The 21593-nt window shown below is 67.2% G+C and carries 22 protein-coding genes and 1 pseudogene; 6 read left to right on the top strand and 17 right to left on the bottom strand.

The annotated features are described in order from the left end of the window. Window positions 1-284 precede the first annotated feature (284 nt). On the top strand, window positions 285-653 hold the full coding sequence (locus tag OK349_RS01125) for a hypothetical protein (protein WP_265115995.1): 369 nt from the start codon (window positions 285-287) through the stop codon (window positions 651-653). Between the two features lie 59 nt (window positions 654-712). On the opposite strand, the gene rplQ is transcribed toward OK349_RS01125, so the two are convergent. The 11 genes from rplQ to trmD all read right to left on the bottom strand — a co-directional run bounded on the left by rplQ (window position 713) and on the right by trmD (window position 10076). Next, window positions 713-1135 (bottom strand): 50S ribosomal protein L17, encoded by a 423-nt coding sequence (gene rplQ, locus OK349_RS01120; protein WP_265115994.1) that lies wholly within the window; start codon window positions 1133-1135, stop codon window positions 713-715. A gap of 190 nt (window positions 1136-1325) precedes the next feature. Continuing rightward, window positions 1326-2387, bottom strand: a complete 1062-nt coding sequence (locus OK349_RS01115) for a DNA-directed RNA polymerase subunit alpha (protein ID WP_265115993.1) — start codon at window positions 2385-2387, stop codon at window positions 1326-1328. A gap of 105 nt (window positions 2388-2492) precedes the next feature. Continuing rightward, window positions 2493-2882, bottom strand: coding sequence for a 30S ribosomal protein S11 (gene rpsK, locus OK349_RS01110; protein WP_066579261.1), 390 nt, complete (start codon window positions 2880-2882; stop codon window positions 2493-2495). A 58-nt stretch (window positions 2883-2940) separates the two neighbouring features. Continuing rightward, window positions 2941-3309 carry a 30S ribosomal protein S13 gene (gene rpsM / locus OK349_RS01105; protein ID WP_265115992.1) on the bottom strand — a complete coding sequence of 123 codons (369 nt, stop codon included), beginning with the start codon at window positions 3307-3309 and terminating at the stop codon, window positions 2941-2943. A 230-nt stretch (window positions 3310-3539) separates the two neighbouring features. Beyond that, entirely contained in the window at window positions 3540-4055 is a 516-nt protein-coding gene (locus tag OK349_RS01100; RefSeq protein ID WP_265115991.1) for an SRPBCC family protein, read from the bottom strand. A 52-nt stretch (window positions 4056-4107) separates the two neighbouring features. Continuing rightward, entirely contained in the window at window positions 4108-6297 is a 2190-nt protein-coding gene (locus OK349_RS01095; RefSeq protein ID WP_265115990.1) for a S9 family peptidase, read from the bottom strand. Window positions 6298-6418: 121 nt separating this feature from the next. Next, window positions 6419-6601, bottom strand: coding sequence for a MerR family transcriptional regulator (locus OK349_RS01090; protein ID WP_265115989.1), 183 nt, complete (start codon window positions 6599-6601; stop codon window positions 6419-6421). Beyond that, a complete protein-coding gene (gene ybaL, locus OK349_RS01085) occupies window positions 6598-8256 on the bottom strand; it encodes a cation:proton antiporter domain-containing protein (RefSeq protein WP_372340527.1) in 1659 nt (552 codons plus the stop codon). The genes OK349_RS01090 and ybaL overlap by 4 nt, the downstream gene beginning before the upstream one ends. Before the next feature lie 193 nt (window positions 8257-8449). Then, window positions 8450-8845, bottom strand: coding sequence for a hypothetical protein (locus tag OK349_RS01080; RefSeq protein WP_265115988.1), 396 nt, complete (start codon window positions 8843-8845; stop codon window positions 8450-8452). Between the two features lie 108 nt (window positions 8846-8953). Continuing rightward, window positions 8954-9346, bottom strand: a complete 393-nt coding sequence (gene rplS / locus OK349_RS01075) for a 50S ribosomal protein L19 (protein ID WP_265115987.1) — start codon at window positions 9344-9346, stop codon at window positions 8954-8956. Between the two features lies 1 nt (window position 9347). Next, complete coding sequence (gene trmD, locus OK349_RS01070) at window positions 9348-10076, bottom strand: tRNA (guanosine(37)-N1)-methyltransferase TrmD (protein ID WP_265115986.1); 729 nt, start codon at window positions 10074-10076, stop codon at window positions 9348-9350. Window positions 10077-10120: 44 nt separating this feature from the next. Here trmD and OK349_RS01065 point away from each other — a divergent pair, with 44 nt between their 5' ends. Then, window positions 10121-11029 (top strand): NAD(P)/FAD-dependent oxidoreductase, encoded by a 909-nt coding sequence (locus tag OK349_RS01065; RefSeq protein WP_265115985.1) that lies wholly within the window; start codon window positions 10121-10123, stop codon window positions 11027-11029. Between the two features lie 162 nt (window positions 11030-11191). Here the strand turns inward: OK349_RS01065 and OK349_RS01060 are convergent, their stop codons facing one another. From OK349_RS01060 to ffh, 5 genes and pseudogenes are all read right to left on the bottom strand, one after another. Then, complete coding sequence (locus tag OK349_RS01060) at window positions 11192-12742, bottom strand: serine hydrolase domain-containing protein (protein ID WP_265115984.1); 1551 nt, start codon at window positions 12740-12742, stop codon at window positions 11192-11194. Between the two features lie 81 nt (window positions 12743-12823). Continuing rightward, the gene (locus OK349_RS01055; protein ID WP_265115983.1) at window positions 12824-13546 is read right to left on the bottom strand and encodes a metallophosphoesterase family protein; all 723 of its coding nucleotides are present in this window, start codon (window positions 13544-13546) and stop codon (window positions 12824-12826) included. Further along, the gene (gene rimM / locus OK349_RS01050) at window positions 13543-14019 is read right to left on the bottom strand and encodes a ribosome maturation factor RimM (RefSeq protein ID WP_265115982.1); all 477 of its coding nucleotides are present in this window, start codon (window positions 14017-14019) and stop codon (window positions 13543-13545) included. Before rimM ends, OK349_RS01055 begins: the two co-directional genes overlap by 4 nt. 243 nt (window positions 14020-14262) lie before the next feature. Then, window positions 14263-14700: pseudogene (gene rpsP / locus OK349_RS01045) on the bottom strand (30S ribosomal protein S16); the annotation flags it as partial. Window positions 14701-14732: 32 nt separating this feature from the next. Further along, window positions 14733-16217 carry a signal recognition particle protein gene (ffh, locus tag OK349_RS01040; RefSeq protein WP_265115981.1) on the bottom strand — a complete coding sequence of 495 codons (1485 nt, stop codon included), beginning with the start codon at window positions 16215-16217 and terminating at the stop codon, window positions 14733-14735. 223 nt (window positions 16218-16440) lie between these two features. Here ffh and OK349_RS01035 point away from each other — a divergent pair, with 223 nt between their 5' ends. Beyond that, the gene (locus OK349_RS01035) at window positions 16441-18084 is read left to right on the top strand and encodes a putative bifunctional diguanylate cyclase/phosphodiesterase (protein WP_265115980.1); all 1644 of its coding nucleotides are present in this window, start codon (window positions 16441-16443) and stop codon (window positions 18082-18084) included. 4 nt (window positions 18085-18088) lie between these two features. Here OK349_RS01035 and OK349_RS01030 read toward each other — a convergent pair whose 3' ends face one another. Next, on the bottom strand, window positions 18089-18667 hold the full coding sequence (locus OK349_RS01030; protein ID WP_265115979.1) for a DUF924 family protein: 579 nt from the start codon (window positions 18665-18667) through the stop codon (window positions 18089-18091). Here OK349_RS01030 and mtaB point away from each other — a divergent pair. Genes mtaB through OK349_RS01015 form a run of 3 tightly spaced genes read left to right on the top strand, consistent with a single transcriptional unit; the run spans window position 18666 to window position 21569 of the window. Beyond that, window positions 18666-20018, top strand: coding sequence for a tRNA (N(6)-L-threonylcarbamoyladenosine(37)-C(2))-methylthiotransferase MtaB (gene mtaB, locus OK349_RS01025; protein ID WP_265115978.1), 1353 nt, complete (start codon window positions 18666-18668; stop codon window positions 20016-20018). The two genes, OK349_RS01030 and mtaB, sit on opposite strands and share 2 nt — an antisense overlap. Then, window positions 20015-20944, top strand: a complete 930-nt coding sequence (gene ftsY, locus OK349_RS01020) for a signal recognition particle-docking protein FtsY (RefSeq protein ID WP_265115977.1) — start codon at window positions 20015-20017, stop codon at window positions 20942-20944. The genes mtaB and ftsY overlap by 4 nt, the downstream gene beginning before the upstream one ends. 1 nt (window position 20945) lies before the next feature. Next, window positions 20946-21569, top strand: a complete 624-nt coding sequence (locus OK349_RS01015) for a septation protein A (protein WP_265115976.1) — start codon at window positions 20946-20948, stop codon at window positions 21567-21569. Window positions 21570-21593: the final 24 nt, after the last annotated feature.

Here is a 21593-nt window from a genome sequence, read left to right as displayed (position 1 = left end):
CACCCTATTGCGGCACGGCGCGCGGTCAAGCGTTCACGCTACCCGCTCAGGCGAACGGACCCACCGACGTCGCGTAGCTCGCCCAGCCCATGACGACGAGCGGCAGCGTGGCGAAGCCGATCGCCACGGCGCCACTCACACCGGATTGCCTGTTCGTCTTCATTTCGTCCTCGGAATCTTGTTTCGAAGGTGAAGATGGGAAGCCGCGGCCCGCACCAAAGCGCAGTTATTCTTTCGGGTTCGCAACGTTGGCTTCGATCCGGCGGATTGTGCAGGATGCGGGCATGACCGGTCCGCTCGCCCTGATCATCCCGGCACTCCTTCAGGCAGCGCCCCTATCCGCTGCGAACGCAAATGCATGCGTCGTCCCGACATCCGATGGCGGTGCAATCGTCGCCCCGCTGCGCAACCGCTGCGACTACCGCGTCGTCGCCTATATGTGCGTCGTCGGCCCGCCGCGGCGGGATACGCACCTGTTCTTCGACTGCGCCAAGGGTCAGGTCGGCAGCTACGACCTCAAGCCGGGCGGCGAGGCGCCGGCGATCTATCGCGGCGCGCGGCGCATCCACTGGTTCGCCTGTCGCTTCCCCGAGTACCTGCCGCGCCAGGTCCAGTATCGTGCCGGCAAGGGGCTCACCGGACGCTGCGAATAGAAAAAGGGCGGCCGCATCGCTGCGACCGCCCTTTCCTCTTGTCTCGCGACGAGCGCCGATCAGGCGGCTTCGTCGAAATCCTCGTCGGTCATCACCGGACCCGAATCCTGGCCCTTGGCCGAGACGTCGCGGTCGACGAACTCGATGATCGCCATCGGCGACGCGTCCGAAGCGCGCGGGCCCGCCTTGATGATGCGGGTATAGCCGCCGTTGCGGTCGGCATAGCGCGACGCGAGCACGTCGAACAGCTTCACCAGCTGCGCGTCGTCGAGTAAGCGGGCATGGGCGAGACGGCGGTTCGAGAGACCGCCCTTCTTGGCCAGCGTCACCAGCTTCTCGACATAGGGGCGAAGCTCCTTCGCCTTGGCGACGGTGGTGGTGATCTGCTCGTGCTTGATCAGCGCGGCCGACATGTTGCGGAACAGCGCGGCGCGATGGGCCGAGGTACGCTGAAGCTTACGGCCGCCGTACTTATGGCGCATGATTTCTAGTCCTTCGTTCGTTAGGGGGCCGTGCAAGGTACCCCATACCAGGCAGCGCTTGGGGTGGCTGCCGATAACCCTTGGTATGGCCGCCGCGGCAAAGCCGCGTCGTCAGTCGGAGCCTTCGGCCCCGCTGGCCGGGCCCGGCGATCAACCCGGGATTAGCTCACGCTAATCCCGGACGCCGGGCTCAGCCCATGATCTCCTGCTCGAGCTTCTTGGCCATCTCCTCGATGTTCTCAGGCGGCCAGCCCGGGATTTCCATGCCGAGGCGCAGGCCCATGCTCGACAGCACTTCCTTGATCTCGTTCAAGGACTTGCGGCCGAAGTTCGGGGTGCGCAGCATCTCGGCCTCGGTCTTCTGGACCAGATCGCCGATATAGATGATGTTGTCGTTCTTGAGGCAGTTGGCCGAACGGACCGACAGCTCGAGCTCGTCCACCTTCTTGAGCAGATAGCGGTTGATCGTCGCGGTGTCGCCCGCACCCGCTTCAGCAGCGGCCGGAGCGGCGACGCCGATCGGCGCCGAACGCGTGATCGCCGAATCGTCGAAGTGGACGAACAGCGCCAGCTGGTCCTGCAGGATGCGCGCGGCATAGGCGAGCGCATCCTCGGGGGTCACGGTGCCATCGGTCTCGATCGACAGGCTGAGCTTGTCGTAATCGAGCTCCTGCCCGACGCGGGTGTTCTCGACCTTGTACGAGACCTGCCGCACCGGCGAGTAGAGCGCGTCGACCGGGATCAGGCCGATCGGCGCATCGGCCGGACGGTTGGCGGCGGCGGGGACATAGCCCTTGCCGGTGTCCGCGGTCAGCTCCATGTTGAGCGTCGCGCCGTCGTCGAGGTGGCACAAGACGAGCTCGGGGTTCATCACCTCGATGTCGCCCGACACGGCGATGTCGCCGGCCTTGACCTCGGCCGGGCCGGTGGCGCTGAGCTGGAGGCGCTTGGCGCCCTCGCCCTGCATCCTGAGCGCGATCTGCTTCACGTTGAGCACGAGATCGGTCACGTCCTCGCGCACGCCGGCGAGGCTCGAGAACTCGTGAAGGACGTTCTCGATCTTGATCGAAGTCACCGCCGCGCCCTGGAGCGACGAGAGCAGCACGCGGCGCAGCGCGTTGCCGAGCGTCAGGCCGAAGCCGCGCTCCAGCGGTTCGGCGACGAAGGTCGCCTTGCGCTTGCCGTCACCGCCCTTTTTCTCAAGGCCGTTCGGCTTCTTCAGTTCCTGCCAGTTCTTTGCATTGACAGACACGGGCTTCCCCTGGGTTGGGCAGGACGGGGGGTATCCTGCCAGAAAATAGAGCCGCCCTGCCCCAGACCCGGCACCCCGGACCCGCGGGCAACGCGGAAAGGCAAATCAGACGCGGCGACGCTTTGACGGACGCACGCCGTTGTGCGGGATCGAGGTCACGTCGCGGATCGAGGTGATCTGGAAACCGACCGCCTGAAGCGCACGAAGAGCGCTCTCGCGGCCCGAACCGGGACCCTTGACCTCGACCTCGAGCGTGCGCACGCCGTGCTCGGCAGCCTTGCGGCCCGCATCCTCGGCGGCGACCTGCGCGGCATACGGGGTCGACTTGCGCGAGCCCTTGAAGCCCATCATGCCGGCCGACGACCAGCTGATCGCATTGCCCTGCGCGTCCGTGATCGTGATCATGGTGTTGTTGAAGCTGGCGTTCACATGGGCGACGCCGGCGGTGATGTTCTTGCGTTCGCGACGGCGAAGACGCTGCGGTGCTTGTGCCATTGTTCAGTAATCCTTCGAAATGCGAAGCAGGCGGGCCGCTTGTCGGCGGCCCAGCGGCTTACTTCTTCTTGCCGGCGATCGGCTTTGCCTTGCCCTTGCGGGTGCGCGCATTGGTGTGCGTGCGCTGACCGCGGACGGGGAGCCCCTTGCGATGGCGCAGGCCGCGATAGCAGGCCAGGTCCATCAGGCGTTTGATGTTCATCGCGGTTTCGCGACGAAGATCGCCCTCGACGGTGTAGGCGCCGTCGATGGTCTCGCGGATCTGAAGCACTTCCTGGTCGGTCAGGTCCTGCACGCGGCGCTCGGCGGCGATGCCCAGCTTGGTCGTGATTTCCTTGGCCTTCGCAGGGCCGATGCCGTGGATATACTGAAGCGCGATCAGAACGCGCTTGTTGGTGGGCAGGTTAACGCCCGCAATACGTGCCATGAATCTTGTTCTCCCAGCTCCACGGGGCGTGCATGGCAGCAAACCCCATCTCGTCGCGTTGACCCGAAACGCATACGCGCGGCACACGCTTGAGAGCGCTGCCGGTCGGACGGGTTTCGGAAGATGCGCGACATATGCAGTCGCGCCCGGGCTGTCAAGCACCGGGGGCGAAGGGATTTCGCATTAGGTCCCTATACACCATCCAGCGGGCGCGGCCAAGCGAATGACGATCAACCGCCCTGCTCGGCGGCCTTCTTGAGCGCGGGCCATTGCGCGGCGAACACGCCGTCCACCGGCTGCGCGAAGGTGGCGAGGCCGCTGGGGTGCCAGCCGCCGACGATATAGGTGACGGTCACCACCGTCCCCTGCCCTTCCGGCTTGAGCGCAAAGGTCAGCCTGCCGGTCACGGCGCCGCTCTGCAGCGGGCCAAAGGCGCCATCGATGCGCAGCACCTTGCCGCGATCGGCATAGAGCACTCGCGCATGCTCGATCGTGCCGCCCGTCAGCTTCTCGCACCAGCAGCCGCCCGGCCGCGGATCGATCGAAAGGTTGGCGGCGTCGCCGGAGTAACTATGATCCTTGCTCCACCACAGCGACGGCCGGACGATCGTGTCCCACACCTTCTCGGGCGGCGCGGCGATGACCAGCTTGTGAGTCGAGACGAACCCGCCCGGCTCGGACTTGGTCACCTCCCCCGCGGCCGGCCAGCCGGCGAGCAATGCCGCCGCCACGATCATCCTGCGCATCGTCCTGCCCTCCTATCGGTGCGAGGTTGGCCTCGCCGCCCGCACCGTCAATTCAATGCGCGACTATGTCCGACGCGGCAATGCTGCGATTGAGGAACTCGATAATCGTCTTCCACAAATGGACGCTGACGCCGGGTCCGCCGACCTTGTGGGTCTGGCCGGGGTAGAGCATCGTTTCGAACGGCACCGCGCCGGCCTGGAGCTTCGCCATCATCACGGTCGAATGCTCGAGCACGACATTGTCGTCGGCCATGCCGTGGATCAGCAGCAGCGGATCCGCGATCCTGAGCGCGTCGGCGACCGTGTTGGCCTTGTCGTACGCCGCCTGCACCTGGCGCGGGTCGCCCATGTAACGCTCGGTATAATGGGTGTCGTAGAGTTCCCACTTGCTCACCGGCGCACCCGCGACGCCGGCCGCGAACACCCCGGGCGCCGCTTCCAGCAGCTTGAGCGTCATATAGCCGCCGTACGACCAGCCATAGGTGGTGATCTTGAGGGGATCGACGAAGTCGAGCGTCTTGAGATATGCCGCGCCGGCCATCTGGTCCTCGACCTCGACTCCACCCATCGCCTGGAACAGATGATCCTCGAACGCCTTGCCGCGATTGGCCGCGCCGCGATTGTCGAGTGCGAACCAGATATAACCCTGATCGACGATATATTGCTGCAGCGCGCCGCCCCACGCCTTGCTCACCTGCTGCGAATGCGGGCCGCCATAGTGATGGAAGAATACCGGATAGCGATATGACGGCCTCAGCGCCGGCGTGATCATCTCCCAGTGCAGGATCGTGCCATCGGCTGCCTTGATCGTGCCGAACTGCTTCTCGCGATGGCTGGCGAGATAGGGCGCATAGGGATGATCGCCCTTCACTGCATTCTCGTCGATCCAGGCGAGGCGCTTGCCCGCCGCATCGGTGAGCATCACTTGCGGCGGCTGGTCGCCCTTGGAGCGGGTGACGACGATCCGGTTCGCGGCGTCGTTGGTCTTCGCGGCATACCAATAGCCCGCCTCGCTGATCCGCGTCACCGCGCCCGGCTTGTCGAGATCAAGCGTGTAGAGATGCCGTTCGAGCACGCCGTCCTTGTTGCCGAGGAAGGTCACCCGCCCCTTCGCCTCATCGACCCCGACCAGCTCGGCCACTTCCCAGTCGCCCTTGGTCAGCTGGGTCCAGTTGCCGTCGCGGAAGCGATAGAGATGGCCGTGCCCGTCACGCTCGGACCACCAGATCAGGCTGCCGTCCTTGAGCGGGCGATAGGCGTCGGAGAGGTTGATCCAGCTGCGCTCGCCCGATTTCTCGCTGAACAGCACGCGCGACTTGCCAGTCGCGGGATCGACCGCGAGCATGTCGAGCACGGTCTGCGCGCGGTTCTGGCGCTGGATGAGCAGCGTCTTCCCATCGGGCGTCCAGTCGACGCGGGCGAGATAGATGTCGGTTTCGCTGCCGAGATCCGCCTTCACCCGGCCGCTGCCGTCGGGGTTCATCACATAGAGCTCGACCAGCACGTTGGCGGTGCCGGCCTTGGGGTAGCGCTGGTCGTAGACCTTGGTGCCCTCCGCCCCGATCGCCGCGCGGCTCACAATGCCGACCGGCGCCTCGTCGAAGCGCTGCACGGCGATGCGCTTGTCTTCGGGCGACCACCAATAACCGGTCTTGCGGCCCATCTCCTCCTGCGCGACGAACTCGGCTTCACCGAAATAGGCGGTGCCCTTGCCCTCGCTGGTCGCCTTAGCCTCCTTGCCGGTGGCGAGGTCGAGCACGACGAGGTTCTGGTCGCGCACGAAGCTCGCGAAACCGCCGCGCGGACTGATCTCGGGATTGAGCTCGCCAGCCTCGCTCTGCGTCAGGCGGCGCACCTCCCCGCCGAGCGTGGCAAGATAAAGGTCGCCGTCGAGCGGCACCAGGATCGACCTGCCGTCGGGCGCCCAGTCATAAGCGACGATCCCGCGCGTGCCACCGATCCGCGCGCGCTCGCGCTGCATCTTTTCGGCCTCGGACAGTTCGGCGCCGGTGCCCACCTTCTTGCTGTCGACCAGCATCCGCCATTCGCCGCTGGCGGTGTCCATCGCCCACAGGTCGAACCGGTCGCGGTCCTCAGTGCGGTTGCGCAGCACCGTCACATATTTGCCGTCGGGCGAGAGCTTGAGTGCGCGTGGCGTGGTGCCGGCGAGGTCGGGGCTGGCGAAGATGCGTTCAAGCGTGAGCGGCTGCGCGGTCTGTTGCGCCTCAGCCGGCATTGCCATCGCCCCCGCCATTGCCACCAATCCACCCACCACAGCTTTCCACATCCCGCAACCCGCTCATATTTGTGTCGATGCGCCGGCTATCGGGCCTCGACGCGTGCGCGTAAAGTATCCAATGCAATCAGAGGCGACCGAGCACCTGACGCGGTCCCGGCCCCTCGGCGCCCAGCCGGTCCCCGGGTTGAACAGTCCGCATTTTTTTCAGCGACAGGCGACCGCAGCCGATGCAATTGTCGAGCGTGTCGCGGGTTCGCTCGAGCAGGGCGATGCGGCGGTCGATCTCCTTGCGGAAATTGCGGCTCATCGCTTCCCAGCCCTGCTGCGTCGGCGTGCGCCCGGCACGGCACACAAGCTGAGCATGCGCGAGGCGATCTCGCGCTCGCCCATCACCACCTCGCCCGCGCCCTTGGCTTCGAGATGCTCGACCTCGGCGTCCGAATGCGCGCGCGCGACGATGGCGATGCCGGGGTTGATCGCGCGCGCCGCCTCCACCACCGCGCCGCCCTCGAACCCTTCAGGGATCGCGATCAGCAGCCTGGCGGCGCGCTCGACCCCGGCGGCCTTGAGCGCCTCGGGATCGACCGCGTTGCCGCGCACCACATCGAACCCCTCGGCCTTAGCATCGCGCGCCATATCCGCCTGGTCCTCGATCAGGATGAAGCGCCGCTGCTTCGCCAGCAGGTCGCGCGCGATCAGCTTGCCGACCCGGCCGAAGCCGACCAGCACGACATGGTCGCGCAGGTCGCTGGTATCGACCGGCGGCTCGATCGGGTCGGTCTTCTCCTGCCGCTTGGGCACGAACCAGTTGAAGATGAAAGGGTTGAACAGGATCGAGAGCAGCGCGCCGGCAAGGATCAGGTCTCGGCCGGCCGCGGGCAGGATCGCGAGACTGGTGCCGAGCGTCGCCAGGATGAACGAGAATTCGCCGATCTGCGCGAGGCTCGCCGCGGCGGTGATCGCGATGCGGTGGCTGTATTTGAGCGCGCGGACGATCAGATAGGCCGCGACCGACTTGCCGAGCACGATGATCAGCACCGTGGCGATCAGCGGCAGCGGCTGTTCGACCACCACCGCCGGGTTGAACAACATGCCGACCGAGACGAAGAACAGCACAGCGAACGCATCGCGCAGTGGCAACGTCTCCTCGGTCGCCTGGCGGCTGAGCGGGGTCTCGCCGAGGATCATCCCGGCGAAGAAGGCACCGAGCGCGAACGACACGTCGAACACCACCGCCGCGCCAAACGCCACACCGAGCGCGATCGCGAGCACGGCGAGACGAAACAGCTCGCGCGAGCCGGTATGCACCACCCAATGGAGCGCCATCGGGATCACCCGGCGCGCGACGAGCAGCATGACGACGAGGAAGCCAGTGACCTTGAACGCGGTCTGCGCGAGCGGCACGAGCAATGCCGTCCAGCTCGCCGGCGCGTCGCCCTTCATCACCTCGGCGAGTGCGGGCAGCAGCACCAGCGCGAGCACCATCACCAGATCCTCGACGATCAGCCAGCCGACCGCGATCCGACCGCGCTCGGTGTCGACGATGCCGAAGCCCTGGAGGGCGCGGAGCAGCACGACGGTGCTGGCGACCGACAGCGCGAGGCCGAAGACGAAACCGGCGAGCGGGTCCCAGCCCAGCGCCCAGCTCAGCCCCATGCCCATCAAAGTCGCGCCCGCGATCTGGCCGATCGCGCCAGGCACCGCGACGCCCTTCACCGCGAGCAGGTCGCGCAGCGAGAAGTGCAGGCCGACGCCGAACATCAAAAGGATCACGCCGATCTCGGCGAGCTCGGCGGCGAGATCGCCATCGGCGACGAAGCCGGGCGTGAACGGGCCGACGAAGATCCCCGCGAGCAGATAGCCGGCGATCGGCGACACTTTCAGCTTGTGGGCGAGCGACCCCATGATGAAGGCCATGACGAGGCCCGCGACGATGGTGGCGATGAGCGGCGTGTGGTGCATAGGCAGTTCGATGTCCCTGTTGTGGGCGGCTCACTCGGTCGTCGCGCCGACCAGCGCCGCGGCGCGTGCGGCGCTGCCGGCAATCCTGCCCCAGACGGCGGGCGCGAACCACCAGGGCGGCCGCTTGTTGCGTGGCGTTTCGATGACGTTTCTCCCAATTCGGCGCGGCGTGCGCGGCGGGTTGGCAGGAAGGTCAGGTCAGGGGCGGACCACGCGGGCTGCCGTCGACCACGGCATGCGAGACGATCGGCGACGCCACCGTCGCTGGCTTGGGAACAGCGGCGATGGCGTCCGGTCGAACGGCCGGAAGGGCGGGAATTGAAAGGATCTGGATCGCGCCGCCCTGCCCGCTCGCCGGGTTATCATCACGGCGGACATTCTCGGCAAGAATGCGCGGCTGGGCGCGGGTCGGCTGGAGCGCGACGGCGGTGGTCGCCGGGTTGAACGCGGAGCCGAGCACGGTGGTGCGCGGCAAGCCGGCGGGTATCAGCGAGGAAAGCAGCGCCGTCGCGAGTGCGAGCCAGAGCGACGCGACGTAGAGCGGCAGCTTCAGCTGCGCGATCGTCGCTATCTGATTCCTCCGGTTCACCACAGCTTCAAGGTAGGGCGACTCGGCCGAAATTCAACGCGCCGAAGCGAAGCGGGGCGCGGAAAGCCAAGCCTTCCGCGCCCCGTGCTGTTCGTCTGGCGACGCGGCTTATTCGGCCGCTTCGACCTCCTTCGACGGGCGCACGTCGCGGCGCTCGGCGATGCGGGCCGACTTGCCGGTGCGGCCGCGCAGGTAATAGAGCTTGGCACGACGCACCACGCCCTTGCGGACGACCTCGATGCTGTCGATGTTCGGCGAATAGAGCGGGAAGACGCGCTCGACGCCCTCGCCGAACGAAATCTTGCGAACGGTGAAGTTGCTGCCCATGCCCTTGTTGGCGCGGGCGATGCAGACGCCCTCATAGTTCTGGACGCGGGTGCGCTCGCCTTCGACGACCTTCACGCCGACCTTCAGCGTGTCGCCGGGGCGGAAATCCGGAATCTTCTTGTCGGCCAGGAACTTCGCGACGTTCTCGGCCTCGATCTGCTGGATGAGGTTCATCTCATTCGTCCTTCTGTCGCCGCGCGCCAGAGGGAGACTGGACCCGAGCGCCCTCATGGCGCTCCCAAAGATCCGGCCTCCTTAGCCGTGTATCGGTCTCGGCCATCGACTTGCGCCAGGCCGCGATCCTCGCATGATCCCCCGATCGCAGCACTTCGGGGATCGTGCGCCCTTCCCATTCGACGGGCCGGGTATATTGCGGATATTCGAGCAAGCCGCTTTCGAAGCTTTCCTCGACCCCGCTGGAAGGCGCGCCCATTACGCCGGGAAGCAGGCGAATGCAAGCGTCAAGCAGCACCAGCGCCCCCATCTCCCCGCCGGAGAGCACATAGTCGCCGATGGAGACCGGCTCGATCGCCCGCGCCTCGAACAAGCGCTCGTCGAATCCCTCGAACCGGCCGCACAGGATCGAGACGCCGGGACCGGCCGCAAGATCGCGCACGCGCCGCTGGGTCAGAGGGGCGCCACGCGGGGTCATGGCTAGCATCGGGCGGTCATAGCCGACGCTGTCACAGGCGGCCGCCAGGATATCCGCCTTGAGCACCATCCCCGCCCCGCCGCCCGCCGGGGTGTCGTCGACCGTGCGATGCCTGTCGGTCGCGAAGTCGCGGATCTGCACGGTATCGAGCGACCATTTGCCCTCGGCGAGGCCACGCCCGGCGAGCGAAATGCCGAGCGGCCCGGGAAACATCTCCGGGTAAAGCGTTAGGACGGTGGCGGCGAAGCTCATGGCGCCTGTTCGCGGCTTGACGGCCGCTTGGCAAGGGAGACGGCATGGAGGATTGCATCATTATCGGCGCGGGACCGGCCGGATTGACCGCGGCGATCTACCTCGCGCGCTTCCATCTCTCGATCCGGCTGTTCGACTGCGGATCGAGCCGCGCGGCGCTGATCCCGAAGACGCGCAACCATGCGGGCTACCCGGAGGGCGTCGCCGGAAGCGAACTGCTTCGACTGATGCTCACCCAGGCCGAACGCTTCGGCGCAGTGCGCGAGACGCTCGAGGTGACGCGGATCGAACCGCTGGAGACCGGGTTCGCGGTGCATGCCGACGGTCGCACCTTTCCGGCGCGCGCCGTTCTGCTGGCGACCGGCGTGGTCAATCATCGGCCCGAGGGCATCGAAGACGAACTGCATGGCGAAGCGCTGCGGCGCGGCCTGCTGCGCTATTGCCCGATCTGCGATGCCTATGAGGTGACCGACCAGCGGATCGGGGTGATCGGCACCGGCGACCACGGGATGCGCGAGGCGGTGTTCCTGCGCGGCTACAGCGCCGATGTGACGCTGATCGCGCCGGAGGCGGAGCACCGGCTGGACGCGGATTGCCGAGCCGAGCTCGATGCGGCCGGAATCGCGCGGATCGACGGGCCGTGCGACGGGTTCCGGATCGAGGGCGAGCGGATCGGTGTCGGGACGGCCAATGGCCGGATGGCGTTCGATACGCTCTATCCCGCGCTCGGCTCGCGTATCCGCTCCGGCCTCGCCATCGCGGCCGGCGCGAATGCTTCGAAAGACGGGTGCCTGGAGGTCGACGATCACCAGCGCACCTCGATCCCCGGGCTGTTCGCGGCGGGCGACGTGGTCAAGGGGCTCGACCAGATCAGCCATGCGATGGGCGAAGCGGGCGTGGCGGCGACGACGATCCGCAACATGCTCGCGCAGCAGCGCCCGATCCGGCGCTGATTCACCGCGGAAGCTGTCAAAGTTCATACTACGTCCCCCCCGATTTCCCCTTCTCGGACGGTTCCGATGTCGCGGGGATAGGAAAGAAGCAGACGCGCAACCATCACGAATTGGAACAAATCAGAAACATTCCAACATTGCAAGCGCGAGCGGCGGGCGAGCTCAGTCCGGTCGCGGCGCGAAGCGGAGCGCCTGGATCGTCGGCGGGTTGGTCGGCGCGAGCAGGATCTGGCCGTCGAGCTTGCCCTTGGCACAGTTCCAGCGGAAGCTGGTGGAGAGATAGTTGTTGGGGAGCAACGGCTCGGCAGTGGGACAGTCGCCGACCATCGCCTTGATCCGCGCGAATTCCTTCACCCAATTCTCCGCCGAGCGGTCCATCGTGAAGTTCATCGCGAGCTTGCCCTCGAGCGGCGCGAGCGTGCCCGCGGCATAGGCGGTGCGGACGGCGTCCTGCATCTGCGTGAGCAGTGGATTGAGCGGCTTGTACTTGTCGTAATTCACGATCGCACCGGCCTTTGCCATCGCCCAGAGCGACTGCCACACCGGCACGGCGGGCGCTTGGTAGGTGCGGTTGGCGAAGCCGAACGCCGCGATGCCCAGCTCGGGCGCAAGCACCACGAAGCTGCCATAGCCGGGATAGCCGCCGCCATGGCTGAGCGTGAGGCCGAGGTTGCAGTCGGGCGTGACCCGCATCCCCATGCCATAGGCGAAGGCGTGAACGCATTTGTCCCCTTCCGGCGCGCCGTTGCGCGGGGCGATGCGGACGAAATTGAGGCCCTGCGCCATCTCGCGCACGGTGGCGCGCTTGACCGGGCCGGTCTCGGGACCGTCGCGCGACGGCCAGGCCGCGAGCAGGAACGCGACCCATCTGGCATAGTCGGGCGCGGTGGTGATCACCCCGCCCATCGCACCGAAGGCCCCGTCGCGCATCGACGGTTCCTCGACCCACGCCTCATTCTCCCAGCGATAGCCGATCGCGAGCTTGTCCCTGGGCACCTGCGTGATGTCGTAGGTGGTGGCGCTCATGCCGAGCGGCTGCATGATCGTGTCACGGATATAGGCCTGGTAGGGTTTGCCCGAGGTGTTGGTGACGATGCGGCCGAGCAGCGCGTAGCCGAAGTTCGAATATTCGTGCTGGCTCTGGAGCGGGCGGCCCCACGGCACGCCCGCGGCGATCATCGCGGTGAACTCGGCTTCGGTGAGCACCTGCTGGCGATCGCCCCAAGGATCGTCGGTGACGAAACCGCCGACATGGGCGAGCAGGTCGCGGATGCGGATGCGCGGGCTGTCGCTGGTCGGGTATTTCCAGCCACGCATCTCGGGGATGTGCTTCTCGGCGAGATCGTCGAGCGCGAGCTTGCCCTCGTCGCGCAGCTTGAGGATGGCGAGCGCCGTGAACGCCTTGCTCATCGAGGCGATGCGGAAGCGCGTGTCGAGCGTGACGGGCGCGCCGCCGATCGTCTGCACGCCCTGCATCGCCGAAAGGACGATCTTGCCGTCCTTGACCACGGCATAGACCAGACCGGGCACGGGCGTGCGCTGCTGGAAGCTGGCGAATGCATCGCCGATCTCGACGAGGGCGGCGGGCGGGACCGGCGGGTGCGCCTGGGCGGCGGCAAGCGACGGCGCCGTCGCGAGCAGCGCGGCGAGGACCGTCCAGTTGACAAAGTTGACAGTTTTGACGGGGTTTCGCGCGCGGGTGTCAACCGGCATTGGCCGGGTCGAACGGCGCGGGTCTCGGGGCATCCTCATGTCCCGAGGCAACCAGATAAAATCCAACTTTGGAAGCGAAAATCAGTCGGCGAAGCCGGTGCGCAGGGCGACGGCCCAATCGTCCCTGTCCTCGCGCGCCGCCTTGGCCGCGGCCGCCTGGTGGTCATAGGCGACGGCGCGCAACTCGACCTCGGCACCGCGGACCAGCGCATAGCGGGTAAGCGGATCGCCATTCTCGACGACATAGGGAAGCGGGTGATCGTCGTGGAACGCCTGGAGGCCGACACTGCCCGGGTTGGCGACGGTGCGGCCGTCGGGCAGTTTCATGACGCGTGGGAGATGCGTGTGGCCGCAAAGGGTCAGCGCGGCGGCGGTGTCGCCGAGGCGCTCGGCGATCTCAGCACCGGTGGCTTCGCGGATGCCGGCGGGCTCGACGGTGTGGAGCAGAGGCTCGAGATCGCTGCGCGGCGAGCCGTGGCAGAGGAAGATGTCGTCGGTCAGTGCGAGCACGGGCGGCTGCGCGGCGAGCCAGGCCAGTTGCGCAGCGCTCAGCCGCTCGCTGGCAAAGCGGTCGGAGGCGCCCATCCGCTCGAGCGAATGAGTCAGCACCTGCCGCTCGTGATTGCCGGCGATCGTCGGCCAGCCCTCACGCATCAGGAGATCGGCGGTCTCTACCGGCCAGAGCGGGCCCGAGAGACTGTCGCCGAGATTGACGAAGCTGGTGGCACCCGCGTCGCGGGCGTCCGTGATGACCGCTTCGAGCGCGGGAAGGTTGCCATGGATGTCCGAGAGGACGGCGATCATTCGGCCCAGCCCTCTGCGACGGTGAGCGTGGCCTCGTCCCAGCGGGGCACAGCCTCTGGCCGCATCGGCACCATGAAGCGCTTGCCGTCGGACTTCTCGACCTCGACCACGTCGCCAGCGCCGAAATTCTCGACCGCGGCGACGGTGCCGATCGATTCACCCGTTTCGGAGACGGCGGCGAGGCCGATCAGGTCGGCGTGGTAATATTCGCCCTCGCCCAGCGGCGGCAGCGCGGCGCGGGGAACGGCGAGTTCGGTGCCGCGGAGCTTCTCGGCGGCGGTGCGGTCGGAGATTTCGGCGAAGCGGGCGATGGCGCCGTTGGGGCCATGCCGCACCGATTTGAGCGTCAGCGCACCGCCGTTGAAGCTGCTGTGCGCGGAGAGGTCCTCGGCGAAGACCTTCAAGCGGACCTCCCCCGTCACGCCGTGCGCGCCGATGACGACGGCGAGCGTGACGGGAGAGTCGTTAGCCAAGGATCAGCCCTCGGCCTTTTCCTCGGTCGCGTCGGCGGCCGGGGCCTCCTCGGCGGCGGCTTCCTCGGCAGCCGGAGCTTCCTCGGCAGCGGCCTCGACCGGGGCTTCCTCCGCGGAAGCCTCCTCCGCGGAAGCCTCGACGGCCGGGGTCTCTTCGGCAACCGCCTCGGCGACCTGCTCGGCTTCCGCGGTCGGCTCTTCGGTCGCAGCTTCGACTTCGGCGGCGACGACTTCGACGGCCTCGGCCTGCGCTTCCTCGACCGCAGCTTCCTCCTCGACGGGCGCTTCCTCGACGACCTCGGGCTCCGGCGCCGCAGCGGCCGCGGCGGCGGCTTCCTCGGCGGCCTTCAGCTTCTCGGCACGCTCCTCGGCGCGCTCGACGGCCTTCTCGCCCGGCTTGCCCTTGTTCGGATTGTTGCGCGCAGCGCGCTCCTTGACGCCGGTGACGTCGAGGAAGCGGGCGACGCGGTCGGTCGGCTGCGCGCCGACGCTCAGCCAATGCTTGGCGCGATCGGTGTCGAGCTTGATACGCTCGGGCGAATCCTTGGCGAGAAGCGGGTTGTAGGTGCCGATCTTCTCGATGAACTTGCCGTCACGGGGCGAGCGGGCGTCGGCGACGACGATCCGGTAGTAAGGGCGCTTCTTCGAGCCGCCACGCGACAGACGCATGCTGAGTGCCATTCTTAGTCTTCCTTCTTAAAAGTCTGAACCAATTACTTCTTCTTGTTCAAAAGATTTGCGAGCTCGGGGGGAATCTCGCCATTGCCCGGGAGGCCGGGCAGCCCGCCGCCTGGGCCGCCGAGCTTGCCCATCATCTCACCCATTTGCGGGCCGCCCAGCGCATTGCCGAGGCCGCCCATTCCACCCTTGCCAAGCATCCCCATCAGCCCCTTGAGCCCGCCCATCTTCTTGATGCGCTTCATCGCGGTGGACATTTCCTGGTGCATCTTGAGCAGCTTGTTCACGTCCTGGACGTTGGTGCCGCTGCCCTTGGCGATACGGATCTTGCGCTTGGCGTTGAGCAGCTCGGGCTTGGCGCGCTCCTTGGGCGTCATCGAGGTGATCATCGCGTCCATGCGGAGCAGGATGCGCTCATCGACCGCGCCATTGGCCATCGCCTGCTGCGCCTTCTTCATGCCCGGGATCATGCCGGCGAGCGCGCCGAGGCCGCCCATGCGGCGCATCTGCGCGAGCTGGTTGCGCAGGTCGTTCATGTCGAACTGGCCCTTGGCCAGCCGGGCGGCCATCTTCTCGGCGTCTTCGGCCTCGATCGCCTGCGCGGCCTTCTCAACGAGGCTGACGACGTCGCCCATGCCGAGAATGCGGCCGGCGACGCGCTGCGGATGGAACGGCTCGATCGCGTCGAGCTTCTCGCCGACGCCGGCGAACTTGATCGGCTTGCCGGTGACGGCGCGCATCGACAGCGCAGCGCCGCCGCGGGCATCGCCGTCCATGCGGGTGAGCACGACGCCGGTGAGCGGCACCTGCTCGCCGAAGCTCTGCGCCACGTTGACCGCGTCCTGACCGGTCAGGCTGTCGACGACGAGCAGGATTTCCTGTGGGCGCGAGATGTCGGCGACCGCCTTCATCTCGTCCATCAGCTGCTGGTCGACGTGGAGGCGGCCCGCGGTGTCGAGCATCAGCACGTCGAAGCCCTGCAGCTTCGCGGCCTGGAGCGCGCGGCGGGCGATGTCGACCGGCTGCTGGCCGGAAACGATCGGGAGCGTCGCGCCCTCGATCTGCGTGCCGAGCACCGCGAGCTGCTCCTGCGCGGCGGGACGATTGACGTCGAGCGACGCCATCATCACCTTCTTGCCCTGCTTCTTCAGCAGCTTGGCGAGCTTGGCGGTGGTGGTGGTCTTGCCCGAGCCCTGCAGGCCGACCATCATGATGACGGCGGGCGGGGTGACGTCGATGCTGAGCTCGGCCGTGTCGGGCCCGAGCATCGCGATCAACGCGTCGTTGACGATCTTGACGACCTGCTGCCCCGGCGTGACCGAGCGCAGCACCTGCTGGCCGACCGCCTGCTCGGTGACGCCGTCGACGAAGCTGCGTGCGACGGGCAGCGCGACGTCGGCCTCGAGCAGCGCGATACGCACTTCGCGCATCGCGGTCCGCACATCGGCCTCGGTCAGCGCGCCACGGCCCTTGAGACGGTCGAAAACGCCGCCAAGCCGTTCGCTCAGACTATCGAACACTCGCTTCTCCAATTCTTCCCAGATGCCGAAACGCAAAACACGCCGGCGGACGAAACCTCGTCGGCCAGCGTTGCCCTTGGGCAAACATGCGTCGCGTTCCTGGGAACGGTCGGCGGGCCGCTTAGCCGGAAATGGAGATGGGTGCAACTGCCCGCAGTTTTAACTCCATCTACACCCTCGACGTGAAATACCGCCTCGCTGAGCAGACAGGGGGCCTTCCGGCATGGCGCTGGACTATGACGACACGCGCGATTTCGACCGGGAGCCGCCCGGCACGGACCTGATCACCGGGGCGATCAGCGTCGCCGCCATCCTGATGTTCGTCGGCACCGGCAGCTCGGTGCTGTCGAAGACGCTCAAACATTATTTCGAGGGCGGCGCACCCGCCGACCGCACATTGGTGATCGCGCTACTGCTCAACGTCGCGTTGATCCTGTTCGGCTGGCGCCGCCACCACGCGCTGCGCACCGAGGTGCGCATCCGCACCGCCGCCGAGGAGCGCGCGCACATGCTGGCGAGCCGCGATCCGCTGACCGGCTTCCTCAACCGCCGCAGCCTGGCCGAGGAAGGCGCCGCGATGTTCGTGCGCGCGCACCGCCGCGGCAAGGCGATGGCGCTGCTGATCGTCGACCTCGACCATTTCAAGACGATCAACGACATGCACGGCCACGCCGTCGGCGACGCGCTGCTGCGCGCGGTGGCGGGCGAGATCGCTGCGGCGATGCCGCCGATCGCGCTCACCGCGCGGCTGGGCGGCGACGAATTCGCCTGCGGCTTCCTGTTCGATCCTGGCCAACCCGACACGGTCGAGCGGATCGCCGACAAGCTGGTCGCGCGCATGGCGCAGCCGATCGAGGCCGACGGGTTCCGCCTCCATATCTCCTGCTCGGTCGGCGTCGCGCGCTCCGACTTCGATTGTCAGAGTATCGACGCGCTGATGCGCTCGGCCGATATCGCGATGTACGCCGCGAAGAAATCGGGCCGCAACCGCTACGCCTGGTTCGACCAGTCGATGGAGCGTGAGCTGCAGACCCGCAACGAGCTCGAATCCGGACTTCGCGCGGCGATCCCGCGCGGCGAGATCGTCCCCTATTTCGAGCAGCAGATCGACCTCGCCACCGGCAAGCTGCACGGGTTCGAGGTGCTGGCGCGCTGGGAGCATCCGACGCGCGGGCTGATCAGCCCCGACCTGTTCATCCCGATCGCCGAGGAAACCGGCATGATCTCCGAGATGTCGCTCTCGATCATGCACCAGGCGTTCACCGCGGCGCGCGACTGGGACCCGGCGCTCACCCTGTCGGTCAACATCTCGCCCTGGCAGCTGCGCGACGCGTGGCTGTCGCAGAAGATCATCAAGGTGATGACCGAGACCGGCTTCCCAGCGAGCCGGCTGGAGATCGAGATCACCGAGAGCGCGCTGTTCGACAATCTGGCGCTCGCGCAGTCGATCGTCGGCTCCCTCAAGAACCAGGGCGCGCGGCTCGCGCTCGACGATTTCGGGACCGGCTATTCGAGCCTCGCGCACCTGCGCGCCCTGCCCTTCGACCGGATCAAGATCGACAAGAGCTTCGTCATCTCATTGAACGAGAGCGCGGATTCGGCGGCGATCGTCAACGCGATCGTCAGCCTGGGCGAGAGCCTCAACCTGCCGATCACCGCCGAGGGCGTGGAGGACGCGGCGATCGAGGCGCGCTTGAAGGTACTCGGCTGCGCCAAGGCGCAGGGCTGGTATTACGGCAAACCACTGTCGCTCGCCGGGGCGCGGCGGCTGCTCGCGGAGAAGCGGCTGCTCGTCCAGCCTGCCGCGATGCGTCCAGCAGCCGAAGTCGTACCGATCCAGCCGGGCGACGAGCGGCTGGTGGGCTAGACCGTCACCACCCCACGCCGGGCTGGCTCAGATAGACCTGCTCCTCGGGGGTCGACTTCCGGCCGAGCGCGGCGTTGCGGCTGGGGAAGCGGCCGAACTGCTCGATCACTACGGCATGGCCCATCGCATAGCGGACTTGCTCGTCGAGGCCGATCGCCGCCATTTTCTGGATGCAGAGACGCTGCGCCTCCGGATTCTCGGCGTGCATCAGCGGCATGTAGAGGAATGCCGCGCGATCGGGCGGGAGGTCGCGGTCCCAGCCCTTCTTGATCGCCTCCATTGTCAGCGCGAGCGCGAGCGTGTCGCCGGCAAAGGCCTGGGCGGTGCCGCGATGGATGTTGCGACTGAACTGGTCGAGCACGATCACCGCGGCGAGCAGGCTGCCGGGATCGTTGCGCCACCCCGCCGCGCCGGTCGCGAGCAAGAGGTCGTGCAGCGTGGCGAAACGCTCGCGGATCCGGCCGTCGAGCGCATCGTCCTTGGCGAAATGCTGCTCGGGGGTGAGCTCACCGAACCAGAAGTCGAGCACCACCTGTGCCTCGTCATGGACTTCGCCGTCCGTCGCAACTAGATCGCCGTCCATGTCGTCCTCCTGTCCCGGACCCGAGGTAATCAGCCTCGGCTGCAGGCTCAACCTTGCCGAAAGCGAAACGATCCGTGCCCTGCTTGGGTCCAAGGATGTCGTCGTCGTCAACAGCTGCGCGGTGACCAACGAAGCAGTGCGCCAGACGCGCCAGGCGATCCGGCGCGCACGGCGGGCGCGGCCGGGGGCGCAGCTGGTGGTGACCGGATGCGCGGCGCAGATCGATCCCCAGGCGTTCGGCGCGATGCCCGAGGTCGACCGGGTGATCGGCAATGCCGAGAAGCTGCGAGCAGAAGCTTGGGAAGCTTACGACGCGAAAGTCCAGGTGCAGGATATCATGGCTGTGCGGCAGACCGCGCCACATCTCGCCGCGAGCTTCTCCGCGCACGCCCGCGCCTTCGTCGAGGTGCAGAACGGGTGCGATCACCGCTGCACCTTCTGCGCGATCCCCTATGGCCGCGGGAACAGCCGGTCGGTGCCCGCGGGCGCCGTGGTCGAGCGGGTGCGGGCGCTGGTCGAAGCCGGGCATCGCGAGATCGTGCTGACGGGAGTGGACCTGACGAGCTACGGCCCCGACCTGCCGGGTGCGCCGAGCCTTGGCATGCTGGTCGAGCGGGTACTGGCGCGCACCGCGGTCGAGCGGCTGCGGCTCTCCTCGCTCGACGGGATCGAGATCGACGCGCGGCTGTTCGCGTTGCTGACTCAGGAAGCGCGGGTGATGCCGCATGTCCACCTGTCGCTGCAGGCCGGCGATGACATGGTGCTCAAGCGGATGAAACGGCGGCATTTGCGCGCCCAGTCGGTCGCGTTGGTCGAACGGCTAAAGGCTGCACGGACCGACATCGCAATCGGCGCGGATCTGATCGCGGGCTTCCCGACCGAGGATGAGACGATGTTCGCCAATACGCTGGCGCTGATCGACGACTGCGACATCGTCCATGCGCACATCTTCCCCTACAGCCCGCGCGACGGCACGCCCGCGGCGCGGATGCCGCAGGTCGCGCCTGGCATCGCCAAGGCACGCGCGGCGGCGTTGCGCGAGCGGGCGGCGGCGCGGCGTGCGCGCTGGCTGGACTCGCTCGTTGGAACGCGGCAGGCGATTTTGGTGGAGCGGCCGGGCGACCGGGGGCATGCGGGCAATTTCGCGGAGGTTCGGCTGAGTGACACAGCCGAAATCGGGACAATTCGAGAAGTGACGATTATCGACGTGCAGAACGGCAATCTCTTCGCCACTCCCCGTCACCCCGGGCTTGACCCGGGATCCCGCTCATTGGCGGCGGGTGAGGTAGCGGGACCCCGGGTCAAGCCCGGGGTGACGAAAAATGGTTTGGTGAGCGAGGAGGCGGCGTGAGCGGACCTTCGTGGCGCGAGCGGCTGCTCGGCGGGTTCAAGAAGACGTCGGACCGGCTGGTCGGCAACCTTGCGGGCCTCGGCGCAGCGCGGCTCGACGACAATACGCTCGACGAGATCGAGGAAGCGCTGATCGCCTCGGACCTCGGCCCCGCCACCGCGGCGCGGGTGCGCGACCGGCTGGCGGAGGGCCAGTTCGAGCGAGGCATGGAGGATCTCGGCATCCGGTTGGTGGTCGCCGAGGAGATCGAGAAGGCGCTGGTCCCGGTCGCCAAGCCGCTGACCACCGACAAGGCGCGGCCGCAGGTAATCCTGGTGATCGGCGTCAACGGATCGGGCAAGACCACCACGATCGCCAAGCTCGCCGCGATCCTCAAGGATCAGGGGCTCAAGGTCATGCTGGCGGCGGGCGACACCTTCCGCGCGGCGGCGATCGGGCAGCTGCGCACCTGGGCCGAGCGCGTCGGCGTGCCGATCATCGCCGGGGCCGAGGGCGGCGACGCGGCGGGGCTTGCGTTCGAGGCGCTCAAGCAGGCGACCGACCAGCGCATGGACGTGCTGATCGTCGACACTGCGGGCCGGTTGCAGAACAAGCGCGAGCTGATGGACGAGCTCGCCAAGATCCGCCGCGTGCTCGGGCGCATCGATCCCGGCGCGCCGCACGACGTGGTGCTCGTGCTCGACGCGACCACCGGACAGAACGCATTGAGCCAGATCGAGGTATTCAAGGAGGTCGCGGGCGTCACCGGCATGGTGATGACCAAGCTCGACGGCACCGCGCGGGGCGGGGTGCTGGTCGCGGCGGCGGAGAAATACGGCCTGCCCATCCACGCGATCGGCGTCGGCGAGAAGGTCGACGACCTGCGCGGCTTCGATCCCAACGAGGTCGCCCGGATCATCGCCGGTGTCGAAACGTTCCAGAGGTAACATGACCACCGAGACCAAGCCCGTCCCCTCTCCTGGCCTGCGCATGCTGATCGATTTCGGTCCGCTCGCGGTGTTCTTCGCCGTCAACAGCTTCATGGGCGGGCCGCAGCTCGCGCGGATGCTGGCGGCGACCGCAGCGTTCATGGTCGCGATCTTCGTCGCGATGGGCGTGTCGCTATGGAAGACCAAGCACATCTCGCCGATGCTGTGGATCTCGGGCGCGTTGGTGCTGGTGTTCGGCGGGCTGACCCTGTGGTTCCACGACGAGACCTTCATCAAGGTCAAGCCGACGATCGTCTATGCGATGTTCGCGATTGTCCTGGCTTATGGGCTGATCACGAAGAAGCCGCTGCTGCAGATGCTGCTCGAGAGCGCCTATCCCGGGCTGACCGAGAAGGGCTGGCGGCTGCTGACGATCAACTGGACGGTGTTCTTCGCCGCAATGGCGGTGCTCAACGAGATCGTGTGGCGCACGCAAAGCTGGGACTTCTGGGTTGGCTTCAAGCTGTGGGGCGTGGTGCCGCTGACGCTGATCTTCGCGATGGGCAACATCCCGATGCTGCTGCGCAACGGCCTGACGACCGACCGCGAGATCGTCGACAAGGCGCTGCCGCCGGAGCAGTGAGCGGGTTGATCCCGGCGAATCCTC

The sequence above is a fragment of the Sphingomonas sp. BT-65 genome, from assembly GCF_026107375.2.
In the GTDB taxonomy this organism is placed as follows: Bacteria; Pseudomonadota; Alphaproteobacteria; order Sphingomonadales; family Sphingomonadaceae; genus Sphingomonas.
The sequence above is the reverse complement of the archived record's forward strand: the minus strand, read 5'-3'. Positions and strand labels throughout refer to the sequence as shown.